We start from the raw sequence: 17,155 nt of genomic DNA on the forward strand, positions 1-17,155 counted from the left end.
TGCGTCCGGTTCATCAGATGCCGCGTCTTCGTTGCTCCAGCTTCATTTTACGTTCCAGTGCCTGATACACCTTGTCTGCAATGGCCTCCGGATTAAGCTGCGGCATCTGCATGATGATCTTTTGCAGCTTTTCCGGATCCAGCTCCTTCGGCGCATCGACTTGTACGATTCGCTCCGGCTCCCTCGGCGTCGTCTTCGCTTTCGGGTGAGCCAGCGCTGGCATCGGCGCTCCCGCTTGCGCTGCGGACGAACCGGCACCAGCGTAGCTCAGCATGGGATTGGCTTGCTGGTTGTTGTCTTGCCCTGCTGGTCCACTCGTCGGAGTCTCCGTTGAGTTACCACTCACTTTGTGACGTTTAAGCACGAAGGTATGCAGCGGCTGCGCGGCTTTCGCCCGCTCGCCCTTTAGTGCCTTCGCTTGCCTCACTCCGCTCGGCTGCGCATGTACCTGCTCCGCTGCCTTCTGCGGCTCCGCTGCTGTATTCGCTCGCGCTGTCGCGCCTGCTCGCTCACCTGTGCTCGCTTGCGAGGAGTTCGCCCGCTCGCCTTCTACTGCCTTCGCTTGCCTCACTCCGCTCGGCTGCGCATGAACCTGCTCCGCCGCCTTCTGCGGCTCCGCTGCTGTATTCGCTCGCGCTATCGCGCCGGCTCGCTCACTCGCACCCGCTTGCGAGGCGTTCGCCCGCTCGCTTTCAACCGCCTTCGCTTGCATGGCTTGCGCCTGCTTGCCTTCTACTGCCTTCGCTTGCCTCACTCCGCTCGGCTGCGCATGTACCTGCTCCGCCGCCTTCCGCGGCTCCGCTGCTGTATTCGCTCGCGCTATCGCGCCGGCTCGCTCACCCGCGCTCGCTTGACCAGCTATCCCCCGCTCACTCTCAACTGACTCTGCTTGCCTCACTCCGTTCGGCTTCGCATGTACTTGCTCCGCCGCCTTCTGCGGCTCCGTTGCTGTATTCGCTCGCGCTGTCGCGCCGGCTCGCTCATTCGTACCCGCTTGCGTTGCTTGCGTCCGCTCGCTTTCAGCCACCTTGGCTCGCATGACTTGCGCCTGCTTGCCTTCAACTTCCTTCGCTTGCGTTGCTTTCGCCCGCTCACTCTCAACTGACTCCGCTTGCCTCACTCCGCTCGGCATCGCATGTACCTGCTCCGCCGCCTTCTGCGGCTCCGCTACATTCGCTCGCGCTGTCGCGCCGGCTCGCTCATTCGTGCCCGCTTGCGTTGCTTGCGCCCGCTCGCCTTCAACAACCTTCGCTTGCATGACCCGCACCTGCTCGCCTTCAACTGCCTTCGCTTGACCAGCTTTCGCCCGCTCACTCTCAACTGACTCCGCTTGCCTCACTCCGCTCGGCATCGCATGTACCTGCTCCGCCGCCTTCTGCGGCTCCGCTGAATTCGCTCGCGCTAACGCACCTGCTCGCTCACTCGTGCCCGCTTGCGTTGCTTGCGCCCGCTCGCTATCAACCACCTTCGCTTGCATGGCTTGCGCCTGCTTGCCTTCAACTGCCCTCGCTTGCATGACCGGCACCTGCTCGCCATCTACTACCTTCGCTTGCCCGGATTTCGCTCGTTCGCTTTCAAGAGCTTCCGCTTGCCTCACTCCGCTCGGCTTCGCATACACCTGCTCTGCCGCCCGTTGACCGACGGCCTCATTCGACTGCACCGTTGCTCTAACTTGCATGCTTTCCCTTGTATTCGTCTGCTCCTCTTTTACACTAGGTGACTGGACTGCATTTCCTCGAATACTCTCTTCCGATTGCTCAGCCGATTTCAATTGCGCTGTATTCGCTGGTATTGCATTCGTCTGTCCGCCCCCAACCGTCGGCGCTAACTCAACCTCACCGGATTTCGCATGCACCTGCTCCACCGCCTGTTGAGGCTGCGCTGCATTTGCCCGCACTATCGCTCTAACCTGCATACTCCGCTTAGCTTCAGTACCCGGCTGTTCCGGTACTCCTGTTATTTTCGATGCACCTGCTTGGAGCTCTGAACGGGTTCGCTCTTCCCTGCTCGCTGATCCCGGTTTGATCCCTTCATTCAAGCCCGGCTCCGCTTGCCCGGCTTTCGCCTGCTTGCTCTCAAAAGCCTCTGCTTGCCACGCTTCACTCGGCTTTACATGGACCTGCTCCACCGTCTTCTGCGGCTGTGCTGCATCCATTCGCACCGTTGCGCCGTTCCTCACTTTTCCTGCCGCACCAGGCTGAACAGAACTTTGAGATAATTGAGCATTTTTCGGTAGGGTTGATAGAGTTGTTGGATTAACTTGCTTAATCACACCCAGTTGCTTTGCTTTTCCTTGCTCACGCTCACCCGAGCTTTTTGAATCCGCAATTCCCTGCCCGCTTCCTGCGGATTCCGTTTGCCCTAATGTGCTTGGCTTTATATGTACTTGCTCCGCAGCATTAGGCCCCGTAACATTAGCCCTCATAACTGCCCTGGCCTTTTTCGGTTCCTTGCCATTTATCCCATCGGCTGTTTCTGCTGGTTGTACTGAGCTTGACTGAGAGCTTCCTCTTCCCCGCTCACCGGCAATTATTTGTTCAGCTCTCGCTTGTACCACTGATGCCTGTTTGCTTGAACCGTTAGTATCTCTTTCTCTTTCTCTTTCTCTTTCTCTTTCTCTTTCTTTTTCTTTTCCCGCTTGCTCTGCTCTACCCGGCTTGGTATGCACTTGCTCCGCTGCCTTTTGCGGCTGCATAGCTTGAGTTATTACAGCTCTAGCCCGCATACTTTTCTTGGCACTAAATGGTTCAACTGCATCTCCATTCTCTGCCTTATTCCCACGCTCTAATTTATTCGAGCGTTCAACCGGCTTCGATTGCATTCCTTCCAATCGTTCGTTCTCGCCTGGCCTAGCTTGCCCTACAATAGAAAGCTCAGGAGCCTTTCTTTGACCATCCCCAGTCACGGCTGCCTTCCGTACACCATGCTCAGATCGAAGGCTTGATGCATCGGCTTTCTGTCCACTCGCAGCTTCCTGCAAGCCTAACATCTGTTCTTGCTTAACGAGATGCTCCAGCTTAGCTCTGCTATTTTCCTTGTTGGGGTGACTCAGCCGTTTCACTTTTTCTACTAAAGCTTGAAGCTCCTCATTCGTCTTCCATCTATAGAAATCCCTATTGCTAGAAGAAAAACCAGACTGCTCATCTGTTTTCTGCATAGGATGATTTATTTTCACAATCATTGGTCTTGCTAGCGTAACCGGTTCCTGAATCGTCGTTGATCTTTTTACACGAAAGCCTTGTGACGGAGCTGACGATTGCTGTATCTCATCTAGTTCCGCTTTCCCCTTAGAAACTACCACAGTGTCTTTCATCTGTTGGCTAGTTGTCCTGTTAGCTTCCACCTGTTGGGTAACAGCTGTTTCCCGTATCATTCGAGATTCCTGAATAATGCGCGACAGATCCCGGAATATGATACGCTCACGCTCTACAATTACTTTTTCACGTATAACCTTCTCCGCTTGCGGCTTTTGCTTAATAACAGGCAAACCTGTTCGTCCTGGTTGTTTAGGTTGCTTTTTTTCCGCAGGGGCTGTAACTTTTACAAAAATCCTATGCTCCGTTGGAGCGTCCTGCTGCTGCTTGAGCCTATGAGACAATGAAATGCGGCCGAAAGAATCTTTACTCCCGCCCTTATATTTACTCATGATGCTGCCGGCAAACGGCTGTACAGACGTGGCTGTGCCTGCTTGCTTGCCATGCTGCTTGCCTGTCTCCGCCTTTCGTTTCACCAGCGCATCCTCCTTATGCCAAACTGCCGTTCTGCAACCGAACAAAATGTAAAAATACAGTTTGTTCAGCACGATTTAGCTCATTTCTGCCCTCAACCTGCAAAAATACATTTTGTTTGCCTAATTTCGCGCCATTTTCGCCATTTTCGGCGTTTTAAAATGTACTTTTACATTTTGATCCCCTTTTTCAGCCCTTTTCACCAAAACAGCATGCACTTTTGCATTTTAATTGATATAGCTCGTGATTCTAGTTAGTGTTAGCCGCCATACCTGCTCATCCAATACGTTTCAGCAAGTATTAACACCATTAACTGCTCATTCCACATGCTCAGACAGGAGCCCTACCAGACTCTCCCTCAGCCCGCTCCCCAGCTAACGCTTAAAAACACCCTTCAAGCCGTTATGCGCAATCTCGATCGTCTCAAAGGCAACGTCGCTTGTGCTCGCGTTCAGCTGCGGCCCGGACCACTTCACCGGATATGCATCCGTAAAGTTCCAACGCCCAAACTCGCTTCCGTCTGGCGCCTGCAGCACGATTGAACCATGCTTGCGCTGTATGGCACCGTTCATCGTACTCTCATACCAAGACCATAAAATAGCCGATTGCGTCATGCCTCGCTTGAGCAAGATATTCGGATAGCGGGTTCCTTTCGGAAGCCGATGCACAAAGCCGTTTAGTCCGCCTTCGCGATACTCCTCAATTTCTGTCTCCGCCTCCAGCCCGGACGCCTCGGTAAACCCGGCGACAAACATGCCGTCCAACTCGATCCAGAACTTGTAAGCGGAAGCGATTTTGTAGATTCGCCCCGTCTGGCGGGATCCCGTTCCTGCCATCCGCCGCTACCTCCTTTTGTTAAACACGTCAAAGACGTTGGGCTTCTCCGTCGTCTCGTCATTCATTTTCCGGTTGATCCGCGATATCTCTTCGCACCAGCGCCGCCGCTCAGCATGCTCCATGTTCATAATGTCGTCATGGGACCAGTGGAAATAATAGGCGATGAAGCCGACCTCCTCGTAAATCCGGTCTGCCGGATACCCTAGGAGAGCGCCTCCATTAAGGACAAAAAATCGATAGACACCTCATATTCATGCTCACATTTAGGACATGCAGTCAGCACCTTCGGCGCCTCCAAATCATTGATTTGGCGATACAGATTTTGCAGATAAGCAAGATCAGCCGTGAACAACTTCTCAATCAGCTTCGTATCGATATGCCTCAGATCGCCAAGCCGGGTAATGACGCGAGCCATCAAAATGATGGTCAAATAGCTGGGATTTGACTGTACGCGCGGGTCCTTCATTGGCAGTATTTCATCTGCAGCGGTTGCCAGCCGCATAACGCCGCGCCGGTGCAAATTGCCGTTATCATCGACAAAGCCTCTCGGCAGCTCAAATTCATATTCCGTCTGAAACGCCATCGTCAATACCTCCGTTCCTTCTCTCAAAACGCTATGTATGTCTACCATTTATAAAGCGGAAAACAAGAGCAGCGCGGAATGATAATTCCGCTGCGCCCTTGTTCTCCAGCCTGCTAGCTATGCCGTACGCGTCATGCCCTCGTGAGCAAATTCGATCAGCTCGAATGCCACCTCATTGCCCATACCGTTAAAGGTAGGCGCTGAATACTTCACAGGCCATGCTTCGATAACCTGCCAAGTTGCAACATCCTCGCCTTCCTCGTCAAGCGCGATGATCGTAATCGTCTTGCGCTCAATCGTGCCTTCCACGCATTCCTGCAGCCACTCGTAAAGCTCCATCGATTCAGAGGTGCCCCATTTGAGTGTAATGTTGCCGTATTTCACCAGACCCGGCAGCTTGCGCGGAGTCGTCACTTCATTGCCTTCGCGATACTCGATAACGTCAAGCGTCGCCTCAAATCCGGACACTTCGCTAAATCCGGCCTGCTCCAATCCTTCCAGTTCAACGCGAAACCTAAAATTGCGGTATGGATCTACACGATCTCCAGGCATAGTTATCCCCTTCCGTTATTCAAAGTGGAAGCTCTTCATCCATCATAATGAATTCATGATTTCGTCAGACGCTTACCCGATTGCTATTCCGAGCCGGTCTTCTGCGTAATGCGGAATACGACAAACTCTGCCGGCTTCACCGGCGCCACACCGATCACGACGATCAGTCTGCCGTTGTCGATATCGTCCTGCGTCATCGTCGAAGGACCGATATTGATGTAGAACGCTTCCGCCGGGCTTGAGCCTGCAAGCGCTCCGTCACGCCACACGCGAGTCAGGAATGCGTCGATCGTCCGTTGAACGCGCGCCCACAGCTGCTCGGTGTTAGGTTCAAATACGACCCAGTTGGAGCCGTTCTTAATCGACTCTTCCAGGAAAATAAACAGCCGGCGTACGTTGATATATTTCCAGAGCGTGTTGGAGGAGCAAGTACGTGCGCCCCATACGCGGATTCCCTGTCCCGAAAATGCGCGGATCAGGTTGACGCCCGCAGGATTGAGAATGTCCTGTTCGCCGTTGTTATATTGCACGTCCAGGCCGACTACGCCGCGAAGCGTCTCGTTGGCAGGCGCTTTCTGCACGCCGCGAGTCGTGTCGGAACGGGAGTAGATGCCTGCGATTGTGCCGGATGGCGGGATGAAAATATTGCGTTTGTCCAGCGGATCAAATACCTGCAGCCATGGGTTGTACAGCGCGCAGTAGCTGGAGTCGAACAGGTCGCGATGCGCCAGAACGTCTTGAACCTTCGTCGCTTCGCGCGGAAGATCCAGAATCGCAAAGCGGCTGCCGAGGCTTTCGCAATGGGCAACAAGAGACAGCTGCACATTAGGATCGGTTACGCCAGGGATTGCGATAATGCTGACGACATCGTTGTCGATAAACGACTGGATGCCGGTTCTTTTGCCCGGGCCATTGTCTTCGCCAATAAAGTCGGCCGGCGATAACGCAGCTGCGGAACCGTCGCTGCCGCCAGAGAGAATAATTTCGTAGGTTGCCGCATCTGCGCCAGCGATTTGCTCAAACGGCGTTACGCTGCCTTCAGAAACCGCACTGGCATGGAGATTGATCAAGGAAGAACGTTCAACCAGCTTGTCCACGAAATTCGGCGCTTCCGGATTCAAGGAAGCCTTCTCGAAGGTCTCAGCTTCACTGCCGTAGACAACAGTCAGCGTGAACTCGCTCGTGCTCAGCCACTTGCTTGGCACAAGTGCGGTATCGGCAACTTCACCTGTCAATGCTTGTGACAGCTCGATCGTCTGATCCTGAACGGATACGACGCGGTTAACCTGCTTGTCCTCACCGCTTGTAAATACGACAACATCGCCAGCATGGAAGCCGGAACCGTTTTTCACGCGGTAGCGGTTGCCCTCCAGCGCTTCAAGAATTGGCGTTTTCGCTTTGCTGGACGGTGTAACGATGATGCGGACCTGGTTGCCCCAAGCTCCCGGATTTTTAGCGGAAGCAGACAATACGGCCCCGCCCTCGTTCGACGCCGCTTTCGCATCGGAAGGAGCTACACGCGTAACGAACAGGCGCGAGCCGCCGTTCAGGAAAAACTGGTTGACCGCATAAGCCAGATAGCGATAGGAACCGAAAGCGTTCTCCGACAAATAACCGCCGTAGACACGCGTAAAATCAGCAGGGCTCGTAATGAGCTGCGGAAGCCCTTCAACAGGACCTCTCGCCGCAAGTCCGATAAAGCCAGCGGTGCTTGTGCTGACACCTTCCAACGGCTTCGAGCCGCTTTCAAATTCCTCCACGTAGACGCCTGGCGACAAATACTCAGCCATTTGTGATCTCCTCTCTGAAACAATATATGTATTAGGCGACTATTGACGTTGGCCTTTCGGCTCCCGGCCTTCATCGACCCCAAGACCAATAATTAATAAAGCTAGTTGGAAATCGTAATGTCCGGCATTGCCGCAACTTCTCCCGCTATTGCGGTCCAGTCTGCAGTACCGGCGGCTTGACCCAGGGCTGCCCGAATGGCAACCCCGAATTTCGAAGGAAGCGTGCCGCGGAACGGCAGGATGACCGTGCCTTCCGAGCCGCTGCGCGTCGAGACGGCAGGCAGCAGAAGCGCACCCCTTCGGTAAGCATTACTTATCGGCTTCTCCAGCCGGATCATGCCGCCTGGCGCTAATTCAGCCAATTGCACCAGTTCTTCCGCCTCACGGCCGCGAAGGAGAAACGTTTCCCCCGCTGTACTGGCTCCTTGCCAAGAGCCTGCTTTCAGCCAAGTATCACCCGGCTCTGCAAGCTCTTGCGACAATCGTCCTCTTGCCGCAGCTTCATCCGTTGCATAGGCCGTAATAAGCGCATCGGCAGCAGGACTGCCTGAGGCATCCAGCACCCGGCTTCGCAAGCCTGTAGAGCCGCTTGGTTGCGGATAGAATCCTGATGGAAGAAGAGGAATAGTAACGATCGGCGAGATTGGATTCAAGACGCTCAGCAGCAGCTCCTGCCGGACTGGCAAGTAATGCGTCGAGCGCACCTCCAGAAATGCGGAATCTGTCTCCACATCGAGAAACAGATAGCTTCCATCCTCTTTCCGGATAGGCCGTTTGACATACCCTTCAAGCGATACGGATACTTCCTGCGCTCCCGGCGTTTTTCTCGTCCATACATCGACCAGCCGGACAACCAGCGAACAGCGGGTAATCATTCGGTTGCGCAGTCCGCTCAAGCCGGCCCACCGTCCTTGTCCTGAATCGTAATATGCCGCTCCACCACTCGCGATACGGCCTTCGTCCGGTTGGAATCAAGCAGCACAGGGCCGACTCGGTAGACTACTGAAAGCTTGTACGACAAATCACCGAACTGCCACAGCTTCATAAGCTCATCGTTTTCCATGCTGACATGAGAGATTCGAACGGTTTCGCCGCTCTCCGCCAGCGCCCCCTCGAGAAAGGGAGCCCGCAAAACCGAGTTGTCATACAGAATCTGCATCGCTTTTCCTAGTATCCGATGCTCGTCCAGCGACCTTGTCAAACGGTCCGCATTGGAATGTGCCGTGACCATAAAGTAAAGATCAACGGTCAGAGGGGGAAATTGCAGCAGCCCTCCGCGATCCTGCATCTTCGTGCGGCGAGCCTCTCCGTTCTCCGTCACATTAAGCAGGAAGAGAGACAACGAGAGGTCACCCGCGTCGCGGGGCGATGCCAGACCGATTAATTCCGGCCTTGGAACCGGGTCTGGCGTCATGCTTTCCCGAAGCAAACGCAACAAACTGGCACCCGTATCTGCAATCACCGTATACCCTGCCATCTAGATCCTCCTCCATCCTGCTTAAACCGATCGAACAACGAGACTATTATACTGTTTTTGCTAAAAAATGACTACGAAAATTTATCAGAAAATGTCAAGTTTTATCCAATATTGATAGACTGTGAGAAATAAGCTCCCCTAGCGTGCTATAGATAGGGTTCAAAGCTCTCTTTTACGATAATTTTCCCCATTTTTTGCAGTTCCTGCCTGGACGCTCGTATCATATGGCTCATGCCGATCGGCATGCCTTCACCCGCCGCCAGAAAGGCAGCCGACAGCACAATATTTTTGATATGGCCGCCTGATACTTCAATTCTATCAGCGAGGAAGGACAGATCGAGTCCGGGGTCCAGCGGAGCCCCTTTGGGCAGCAATCCTCTGAAAATATGCTCGCGGCCTTCTTTGTCGGGAAACGGAAACTGAATGATCGTCTGCATTCTGCGCATGAACGCCTCGTCCATGTTCTGCTGCAAGTTCGTCGCTAGAATGGATACGCCGTCAAAAGCTTCAATTCGCTGAAGAAGATAGGCGGCTTCCATATTGGCGTAACGGTCATGGGAATCCTTGACCTCCGTCCGTTTGCCAAACAGCGCATCGCCCTCATCAAAAAACAGAATCGACCCGCTGTTCTCCGCTTCCGCAAACAGCTCTCGCAGATTTTTCTCCGTCTCGCCGATATATTTGCTGACAACGCGGGACAGATCGATACGGTACAGCTCCAGCCCCAGCTCCTTCGCGACTACCTCCGCCGCCATCGTCTTGCCTGTGCCGGGAGGGCCGGCAAACAGCATGCTGAGCCCGCGGCCGTAAGGAAGCTTTTGTCCAAATCCCCAGCGGCTGTATACAGTCTCGCCATTCCGGTAACGGCTGCAAGCTTCCTTCAGCAGCGCAAACGGCTCTTCAGGCAGTACGAGATCGTCCCAGGCTCTGGATGGCTTCAGCCTATCAGCCAGCTCGGAGAGCCTATGGCTGACATGATTGCGGGACGCTTCGTCGATATCCCGTAGGGTTAGCGAACGGCCGCCGCCTAGAGCAGCTCCCCGCCTTGCCTGGCGCATCGTTCCTTCAATTTGACCGGGAGTGAATTTGTATTTGTCCGCCAGCTCCGCAAGCACAGGCAAGTCGACGCCCCCGTTTGCCGCTTGGGTCCATAGCAGCAGCCGCTGATCGGCATCCGGAACCGTCAATGCAATGTTCAGCAGTCCCGCGCCTTCCGGCAGCGGAAGCTGCTCGCTGCGCCTCTCCTCACGGGTCAGCCACAGCACCGCCGGCTCGTCAGCCATTTCCATATACTCGTCCAGCATCCATCTTATTTCACGAAACATGCCGCCGCTCTGATCCTCGTCCGTTTTAACCGTCTTCGCCTCCTCGAAGGCCAATACAGCTCCGGTAAGAACGGCCTCGCGAATAAGCAGCTGCAGCTTGTCGCGAAGCTTGTCACCAGCAGCAAGCAGTCCATCCAGACGGACTAGCAGCAGCGGCTGCTTCAGCGCGCGCGCCAAATGGCGGGCGATCAGCTTTTTACCTGCGCCTTGAGGCCCGGCGATCTGCAGAAACGGGAGTGCCTGCTCATCATAGACGCCAGGCATGCCCCTGTCTTCCTCCCCTTGCCCTCTCTCGCGGCGGACAACAACAGCCAATCCTTCCAGCCGCTCGCCCCCGACAAGCATTGACGGCAGCGTATCGCCTTCTTCCGTCAATGCCGCACAATCGGACAGCCTTTTGTCCAAACGCTCCGTCTCCAGCAGATAGCCGACGATTCTAGCGTCCAGCTTCAAGATCTGGCGCAGGGAGCTTCTTCCCGGCGGACTATCGGTTTGCTGGAGCAAATAGCGCCGAAGAACCGACCCTTCCCCAAGAAACTGCCGGCTGGAGGCTTCATCTTCAGGCCTGTCGCCCAGCATGCTCAGAGCAAGCTCCGCCGTCGGCATACGCAGCGTCACATCATCATTCAAATAACCGAACCAGCTCTCCCAGCGGGAGTCGATTTCGGCAGCAAGAAGCAGTACGACACAGCGAAGCTCCCATACACTCAGCTTAAACCGCTGAGCCAGCTGGGCCAGCGGAAGCTTTAATCCTGCTTCCAGGCTTTCGGATACCGCTTCAGCGATCATTCGCTCATCATGAATGCGCTCTAGGCGAAATTGCTCCAGCGGGTCATACGAGCCGGGGCCATGCTCCATTTCAAGCGTTCTTTCAATATCTGCCGGAGTAATTACGAGTCCGCGCAAAACAAGCGAGGAATCGCCCGCTGTTTCTCTGCTCTCGAAATGATGCAGCAGCAGCCGGATTCCCCGCTCGGTAATGGATAACTGATCTTGTATGTATTGCAATCTATTATAGTATTTGGGCATCATTGCTCACCTTTGCCTTGTAGCATATGCGCTTAGCGGCGCGTAAGACAGAGAACTGCGATATCGTCGGACTGAGGCGCCCCGTCAGCAAACATAAAGACATCCATCAATAAAGCATCGATAATTTCTGCACTGGAATAGTCCTTCGTCTGCGTTAAAAATTGCTGCAGCCGCCCGGTCGAATATTGCTCCTGACGCGCATTTTCAGCTTCTGTAATGCCGTCAGTATAAATAACAAGCTTATCGCCGCGTTCAAGCTGCAATTGAACGTCCTTATAAGTAAAATCCGGAAAAGAGCCCAGCGGAATGCCCTTGGCAAGCCGGATTGGAAGCACCTCGCCGTTAGCCTTCACGACATATGGCGTACAATGCCCCCCGTCGCTCAGAACCGCTTCGCCGGTCGAGATTTGCAGCACGCCGCATACGATCGTTGCAAACAACTGAGCGTTGTCGAGACAAAGCTCGTCATTTACTTTTTTCAGCAGCTCGCCGGGCGACAGCTCGGGATGCATTTTCCCTTTGAGCAGCGACAGCGTCATCGCCATGAACAGCGCGGCCGGTATCCCTTTATCAGAAACGTCGCCAAGTGTGAAGAACAAATGGTCGTCATCGATTTTGAAAAAATTATAAAAATCGCCGCCGACCTCTTTTGCCGATTTCAACAGCGCGCAAACGTCGAACGGCTCGTTCGCCGACGGCATCGTTGTGGGCAAGAAGCTGAGCTGAATGCTTCCCGCAATCTGAAGCTCGCTCTCCAGCCTTTCCTTTAATGCGGTAGCCAATTGAAGCTCATTAACGGACTCTTCCGATACTTCATGCAGCAGCGCATTGTCCAGCGCAAGAGCAAGCGGTCCCGAAAGCTTGACCAGCAATTCGCGATCGGCTGCTGTCAATGCTGAACCGCCTCTTTTGCCCGCCGCTTGAAGCGTGCCGATCTGGCGCCCCCTCGCTGTAAGCGGTACGGATATGACCCCATGCTCGGCCAAACCGCCGCCGTCCGTTTCACCCGCAAGCGTTATTGCCGCCTTCTCCGCATGAACAAGCTGTCTGACAGCCTCTGCTCCTTGCTGCAGCAGCTCCTGCTTCAACGTAGCTGAATACATCTGAGAGCTAAGCTCGAACAGCATGTCCGACTGCTTGACTTGCGCAGCCAGCCGCCGGTTTCTCGCCCACAGCGCCGCAGCAGCTCCGAGACCTAAAGCGCCTGCGATCCACCCTGCAATCGCCAAAGCCGCTCCCCCTTTCTTCTCTCCGGCCTATGCGCCGGCTCCGAATTTATCGAGCGCTTCCTCGCGTGTCGCAGCCATCTCTAGAATGTTCGTAAATCCGGACATTTCAAACACATCCAGCACTTGCTCGCCCAGGCTCGCACAGATCATTCGGCCTTTGGAAGCCCTGAGCTTCTTGGCTGCCACGAGAATGACGCGAAGCCCTGCACTGCTTATATATTGCAATCCGCTAAAATCGAAAATAAATTGCTGCTTCCCTTCCGCTACCTGCTGCAAAAAAGCCTGCTCCGCCACCGAAGCGTTGTTTCCGTCCAGTCTGCCCTCAAGCGGCAAAACGGTAATGCCGTTAATGTCCTGCGTCTCGATATTCATCTGCATTGTCCTCCTGCTTGCCATTGTTCGTCTTCTTGTTTATGTAGCTGAACGTCTTGTTCATCCGAAAACGATTGCGTTCATCCGTCCGCTCGTAGTGGATGTCGTCCATCAATTGTTTGACAAAAAAAATGCCAAGGCCCCCGATATTCCGGTCCTCCAGCTCCAGCGACATGTCCGGGTCTGCTTCTTCCAACGGATTAAACGGCACGCCCGCATCCTCGATCTTTACCTCGGCAGCCTGCGGAGATGCAGATACGCTCACAGAGATAAAATGCTCTCCGCCCTCGGGAAAACCATAGTTGACGATATTGACGATCAGTTCCTCACAGGCCAGCGACAAATCGAGCTTAGCCCGTGGAGGCCAGCCTGCCTCCTCGCCAACCGCTTCCAGCCATTCATTTAACCGCTCCAGCTCGTCCACCCGGTTGTGCAGCTGAATTTCCCGGGCAATCGGAAATTGCCAAGCGTTCGACATCCGCAACCCTCCTGCATAAAAAGTTCGGAGCCGGGCCCCGCCTCATCCAGCTGTCAGCTTGCTCCGGCAGTGACTCTCGTAAATATGTCCGGCCGTTAAATGACAGCAATCCTGTCCGAATGATGTAACTATTCTACGGAAAAGAGATGAATCCTGCCGCTTTTGTCGAAAAAGCCCAGATAAAGGCATCAGCGCCGGTCAAGGCCGTTGAAAAAGCCCTTTTTCGAAAGCGTAGCGGGTTAATTGGACACGGTTGTCCAGGTGCAGCTTTTGCAAAATATTTTTCAAATGATTTTTGACCGTATGCTCGGATAACCCGAAAGCAGCCGCAATCTCGCGATTGGATTCGCCGGTAACGACACGCTCCAAAATCTCCTTCTCCCTTTCAGTCAATGGCGTCGTCATCGTGGACTCTCCGCCGGACCGGGACGGCTGTCCGCTTTGTGGAATGCCGCCTCCGCCAGCTCCTCCCCGGGCAGAAAACTCCTGCAGCAGCCGGAAGGCCAGCTCCTTCGACATCGGCGCCTCGTCTACTGCAACCGCCCGCAAATATTCGAGCCAAGCGGATGGTGCTAAATTTTTGAGCAAGTAGCCCTGGGCTCCTCGCTTGATTGCCTCGAACAAATTCGTGATGTCGTCGGATACGGTCACCATGACGATTTTCAGAGCCGGGTGCAAAAATTTGAGCCGCTGCGTCGCTTCCAGCCCGCCCATGCCCGGCATATTAATGTCCATAAGGACAAGGTCCGGCAGCACATCGTCAATTCTCGCAATCGCCTCCTCACCGCTGGCCGCCTCGCCGGCGATTTCGAAGGAAGGATCGCTGCCGACGATCTCCCGCATGCCTTCGCGTCCATGGGGGTGATCATCGATTAAAAACACCCTTATTTTCATCGTACTGCCGTTCGTCATTGTCCAGCCTCGCTTTCATTCGTTATTTCAACTTCCGTGCCTTCTCCAGTCCGACCCGTTATCCGCAGCGTCCAGCCCATTCGTTCTGCGCGGTCGCGCATCATCCGGACTCCGTATTTCCCTTTTCCCTCCAGACTGCTCTGGCTGGTCCCCATCCCGTTATCCCGGATGAGGCAGCGGAATGTGCTGCCGCTCCCGGACGGCTGTCCTGCCGCTTCAGTGCAAATGACGCTGGCAACGCTCGCATTCGCATGCTTGCGGATATTCATTAACGCTTCTCTGATAATGGCCAGCAGCTCAATTTTGTGCTTGCTCGACAGCAGCCCTTCACCCAGCCGCCAATCGATAACGACCTTCATCCCGCTCGTCTGCCGCATTTCCTCGGCAAGTGTATGAATTGCCTGATTCCAGGAGACGTCATCCGCTGCGGGAATCGACTGCAAATTGGCGATCGACTGCCTGACATCCTCGTAGACATGCTTTATGGTGCCGCGGATTTGCTCTCTTTTTTGCAGCGCGGCTTCCTCTGATTCCGCATGCTCCAGACGATCCATCTGAACCGACAGCAGAAACAGCGACTGCGAGATGCCGTCATGCAGCTCGCGCCCCAGTTGCTCCCTCTGCTCCAGCGAAGCTTTCACCAACCGCTCGCGCTGCAGCGCTTCCTGTGTCTGCTCAAGCTTTGCGAAGAGTCCCCGCAATAACGTCAGCGTCACAATCAACACGAGCAGCGGAGCCAGCAGATTGCCGAGATCCATCGATATATATTCCAGTAAAAAAGCATGACGGGTATATTCCCACAGCCCGATTGTAACCGTCGGGATCCACAAAATAAGAAATTTCAGCCACTTATAAGACATGCATTCTCCTCCTGCCGCTTCCCCCATTATTACCCTCCAGTGTACTAGACCGGTTCGGAAAGAACAATTACGGTATTGTGAAAGTTGCTTCAATGAAATTCAGCCATTTTTATCCATTCTATGCTACAATGAGACAAGCATTTTTAACCGATCATAAGGCGTATTAGCAAAGGGAAAGGGAGGATTTGCCTTGCATCAACGAATATCGAGGAAACAGAAGACATCGCAGCAAGCGAGTCCGGTCATTCAGAAAAAAGCATCTCCAAGCGGAGCAAGCGTCCCTATGTCTTCCTCCCGGATCGCTCAGCTCCAGCAAACGGCCGGCAACCGCGCCGTTGCACAGCTGATGCAGACACAGGTCTCCGCATCAGCACCTCCGCAAACCGCTCCTAACCGGACAGGCTTGCCGGATCAGTTAAAATCAGGCGTAGAGCAGCTCTCCGGCATGTCTATGGACGATGTCAAGGTTCACTATAATTCTTCCAAGCCTTCACAGCTCAACGCGCTGGCTTACGCTCAAGGCAGTCAAATCCATGTCGCTCCTGGCCAAGAGAAGCACTTGCCCCATGAAGCCTGGCATGTAGTCCAGCAAAAACAAGGTCGGGTAAAGCCCACTACCCAGATGGGCGATGTTGATGTGAACGATAATCCGTCACTGGAAAGCGAAGCAGACCGTATGGGGGCTTCAGCCGCCAGAAGCGGAACAGGCGTCTCTTCGAGGGAGCTCGCCGATGTCCCTGCGCCAGCCGGCTCCGCGCAGCTGTTTAAGGGAATGGATTCAGATAACACCAAACGTCTGGAACAATCCCGAACCACTTCCGGCAACGCTAAAATGCAGCTGGATCATTCCGTTTCTCAAGACATGATGAAAAAGCTCGCTGAAACTGTAGAAAGTATCGGGGAAATGGTTCGTCCGCGTGATACTCAATTCAAGCAGACTAAAGAAAAATTCAATGACTTCACTGCTGTTCTGCCTGCTAGCGATAGTGAGTTAACGAATACGCTTCTAAATTTAAAAAACAATATAACCCCAGGATATCAGCTGACAACTGGAAATCCCGGATCAGACTTTGATCCGCAAATCGAGATGGTTGGCAACAAGTCTATGCAGACTAAGCGAAGCTTGTCTATTATGAAATTGGATGCCCTCATCCGCCGGCTCGCATTGCTACCAATTCTGAATCATCAGGAGGCCATCGACAGCTATGACGAAGGTTTGGATAATATTATCGCAGCAACACTTGATGAAATTACAGCATGCCTGACAGAAATCCAAGAAGGGCCTGCGCCTGTATTCGATTCCTCTATTTGGTACGATTACAAACAGGATGGGGATACGACTGAAAAGAAAGTCAAAAAGGTGTCTGCCGAATGGTTGGACGCTAAACCTTCTGGGCTAGGCCAGAAGAAAGACAGTTATCCTGCAAACCTGGACGAGAAAAGCTTTGAATGGGAAATCATGGTTCCTGTCTATACCAAAAACAAAAAAGAAAAACAGAAAAATAATAAGCAAGAGGTCGAAATCGGACACGGAGTAAAAAAAGTGGCGGTATCCGTGTCAATTCCGGTTGAATGCTGGAAACATATTTATGACCGCCACTATATTCCGACCTTCGCTGGAAAGATTGAAGCGATCAATACATTTTGGAAGATGGATCCTTTCACGGCCATTACCCAGCAGCTGCTCCAACCGGAAATCGATATGCTGATCGAAAAAAAGATGAATCTTCAGAACATTGATGAAGGAACGATTAATATCAATGAATATGTCAATATGCTATTCTTCCAAGGAACAATTGACCCCCTTACAATCGATAGCAACGAGTCTCTTTTGACGATCGAGCTTAAATCCATCGCTCCCCAGGATTCGGGACTGGGATACGGTATCACGCCTTCTCTGCTGCAAGCCTAATTAGTCCAGCCTTCATCCGCTGTATAAGATAGTCCCGTTGCGTAAATGATGAGAAGAACAAGCGGATGAAG

General features: G+C 53.6%; 15 protein-coding genes. 1 reads left to right on the plus strand and 14 read right to left on the minus strand.

Translation table 11 applies throughout. The annotated features are described in order from the left end of the window. Positions 1-13 precede the first annotated feature (13 nt). The 14 genes from ACFVVF_RS10785 to ACFVVF_RS10850 form a co-directional block, all read right to left on the minus strand. Positions 14-3,730, minus strand: coding sequence for a hypothetical protein (locus ACFVVF_RS10785; RefSeq protein ID WP_387808241.1), 3,717 nt, complete (start codon positions 3,728-3,730; stop codon positions 14-16). A gap of 372 nt (positions 3,731-4,102) precedes the next feature. After that, positions 4,103-4,564 carry a phage tail protein gene (locus ACFVVF_RS10790; RefSeq protein WP_387808244.1) on the minus strand — a complete coding sequence of 154 codons (462 nt, stop codon included), beginning with the start codon at positions 4,562-4,564 and terminating at the stop codon, positions 4,103-4,105. Between the two features lie 6 nt (positions 4,565-4,570). Further along, entirely contained in the window at positions 4,571-4,750 is a 180-nt protein-coding gene (locus ACFVVF_RS10795) for a DUF6760 family protein (RefSeq protein ID WP_387809015.1), read from the minus strand. Positions 4,751-4,767: 17 nt separating this feature from the next. Continuing rightward, positions 4,768-5,148 carry a phage tail assembly protein gene (locus tag ACFVVF_RS10800; RefSeq protein WP_387808246.1) on the minus strand — a complete coding sequence of 127 codons (381 nt, stop codon included), beginning with the start codon at positions 5,146-5,148 and terminating at the stop codon, positions 4,768-4,770. Positions 5,149-5,265: 117 nt separating this feature from the next. Further along, a complete protein-coding gene (locus ACFVVF_RS10805; protein WP_042163920.1) occupies positions 5,266-5,700 on the minus strand; it encodes a phage tail protein in 435 nt (144 codons plus the stop codon). Between the two features lie 83 nt (positions 5,701-5,783). Further along, positions 5,784-7,490: a phage tail sheath subtilisin-like domain-containing protein gene (locus ACFVVF_RS10810; RefSeq protein ID WP_387808248.1), complete on the minus strand. Its 1,707-nt coding sequence runs from the start codon at positions 7,488-7,490 to the stop codon at positions 5,784-5,786. Between the two features lie 101 nt (positions 7,491-7,591). Beyond that, complete coding sequence (locus ACFVVF_RS10815; protein ID WP_387808251.1) at positions 7,592-8,386, minus strand: PALP domain-containing protein; 795 nt, start codon at positions 8,384-8,386, stop codon at positions 7,592-7,594. Further along, entirely contained in the window at positions 8,383-8,967 is a 585-nt protein-coding gene (locus ACFVVF_RS10820) for a Pvc16 family protein (protein WP_387808253.1), read from the minus strand. The genes ACFVVF_RS10815 and ACFVVF_RS10820 overlap by 4 nt, the downstream gene beginning before the upstream one ends. 146 nt (positions 8,968-9,113) lie before the next feature. Then, positions 9,114-11,324 (minus strand): ATP-binding protein, encoded by a 2,211-nt coding sequence (locus ACFVVF_RS10825; protein ID WP_387808256.1) that lies wholly within the window; start codon positions 11,322-11,324, stop codon positions 9,114-9,116. A 29-nt stretch (positions 11,325-11,353) separates the two neighbouring features. Further along, entirely contained in the window at positions 11,354-12,550 is a 1,197-nt protein-coding gene (locus tag ACFVVF_RS10830) for a PP2C family protein-serine/threonine phosphatase (protein WP_387808259.1), read from the minus strand. Between the two features lie 27 nt (positions 12,551-12,577). After that, on the minus strand, positions 12,578-12,922 hold the full coding sequence (locus ACFVVF_RS10835) for an STAS domain-containing protein (RefSeq protein WP_387808262.1): 345 nt from the start codon (positions 12,920-12,922) through the stop codon (positions 12,578-12,580). Continuing rightward, positions 12,897-13,400: an ATP-binding protein gene (locus tag ACFVVF_RS10840; RefSeq protein WP_387808265.1), complete on the minus strand. Its 504-nt coding sequence runs from the start codon at positions 13,398-13,400 to the stop codon at positions 12,897-12,899. Before ACFVVF_RS10840 ends, ACFVVF_RS10835 begins: the two co-directional genes overlap by 26 nt. A gap of 198 nt (positions 13,401-13,598) precedes the next feature. Continuing rightward, positions 13,599-14,312 carry a response regulator gene (locus ACFVVF_RS10845; RefSeq protein WP_387808268.1) on the minus strand — a complete coding sequence of 238 codons (714 nt, stop codon included), beginning with the start codon at positions 14,310-14,312 and terminating at the stop codon, positions 13,599-13,601. Beyond that, on the minus strand, positions 14,309-15,172 hold the full coding sequence (locus tag ACFVVF_RS10850) for a sensor histidine kinase (RefSeq protein ID WP_387808271.1): 864 nt from the start codon (positions 15,170-15,172) through the stop codon (positions 14,309-14,311). The genes ACFVVF_RS10845 and ACFVVF_RS10850 overlap by 4 nt, the downstream gene beginning before the upstream one ends. A gap of 403 nt (positions 15,173-15,575) precedes the next feature. On the opposite strand from ACFVVF_RS10850, the gene ACFVVF_RS10855 reads away from it, so the two are divergent. Continuing rightward, positions 15,576-17,084 carry an eCIS core domain-containing protein gene (locus tag ACFVVF_RS10855; protein ID WP_387808274.1) on the plus strand — a complete coding sequence of 503 codons (1,509 nt, stop codon included), beginning with the start codon at positions 15,576-15,578 and terminating at the stop codon, positions 17,082-17,084. Positions 17,085-17,155 lie beyond the last annotated feature (71 nt).

The sequence above is a fragment of the Paenibacillus sp. NPDC058174 genome (assembly GCF_042883865.1).
Taxonomy (GTDB): domain Bacteria; phylum Bacillota; class Bacilli; order Paenibacillales; family Paenibacillaceae; genus Pristimantibacillus.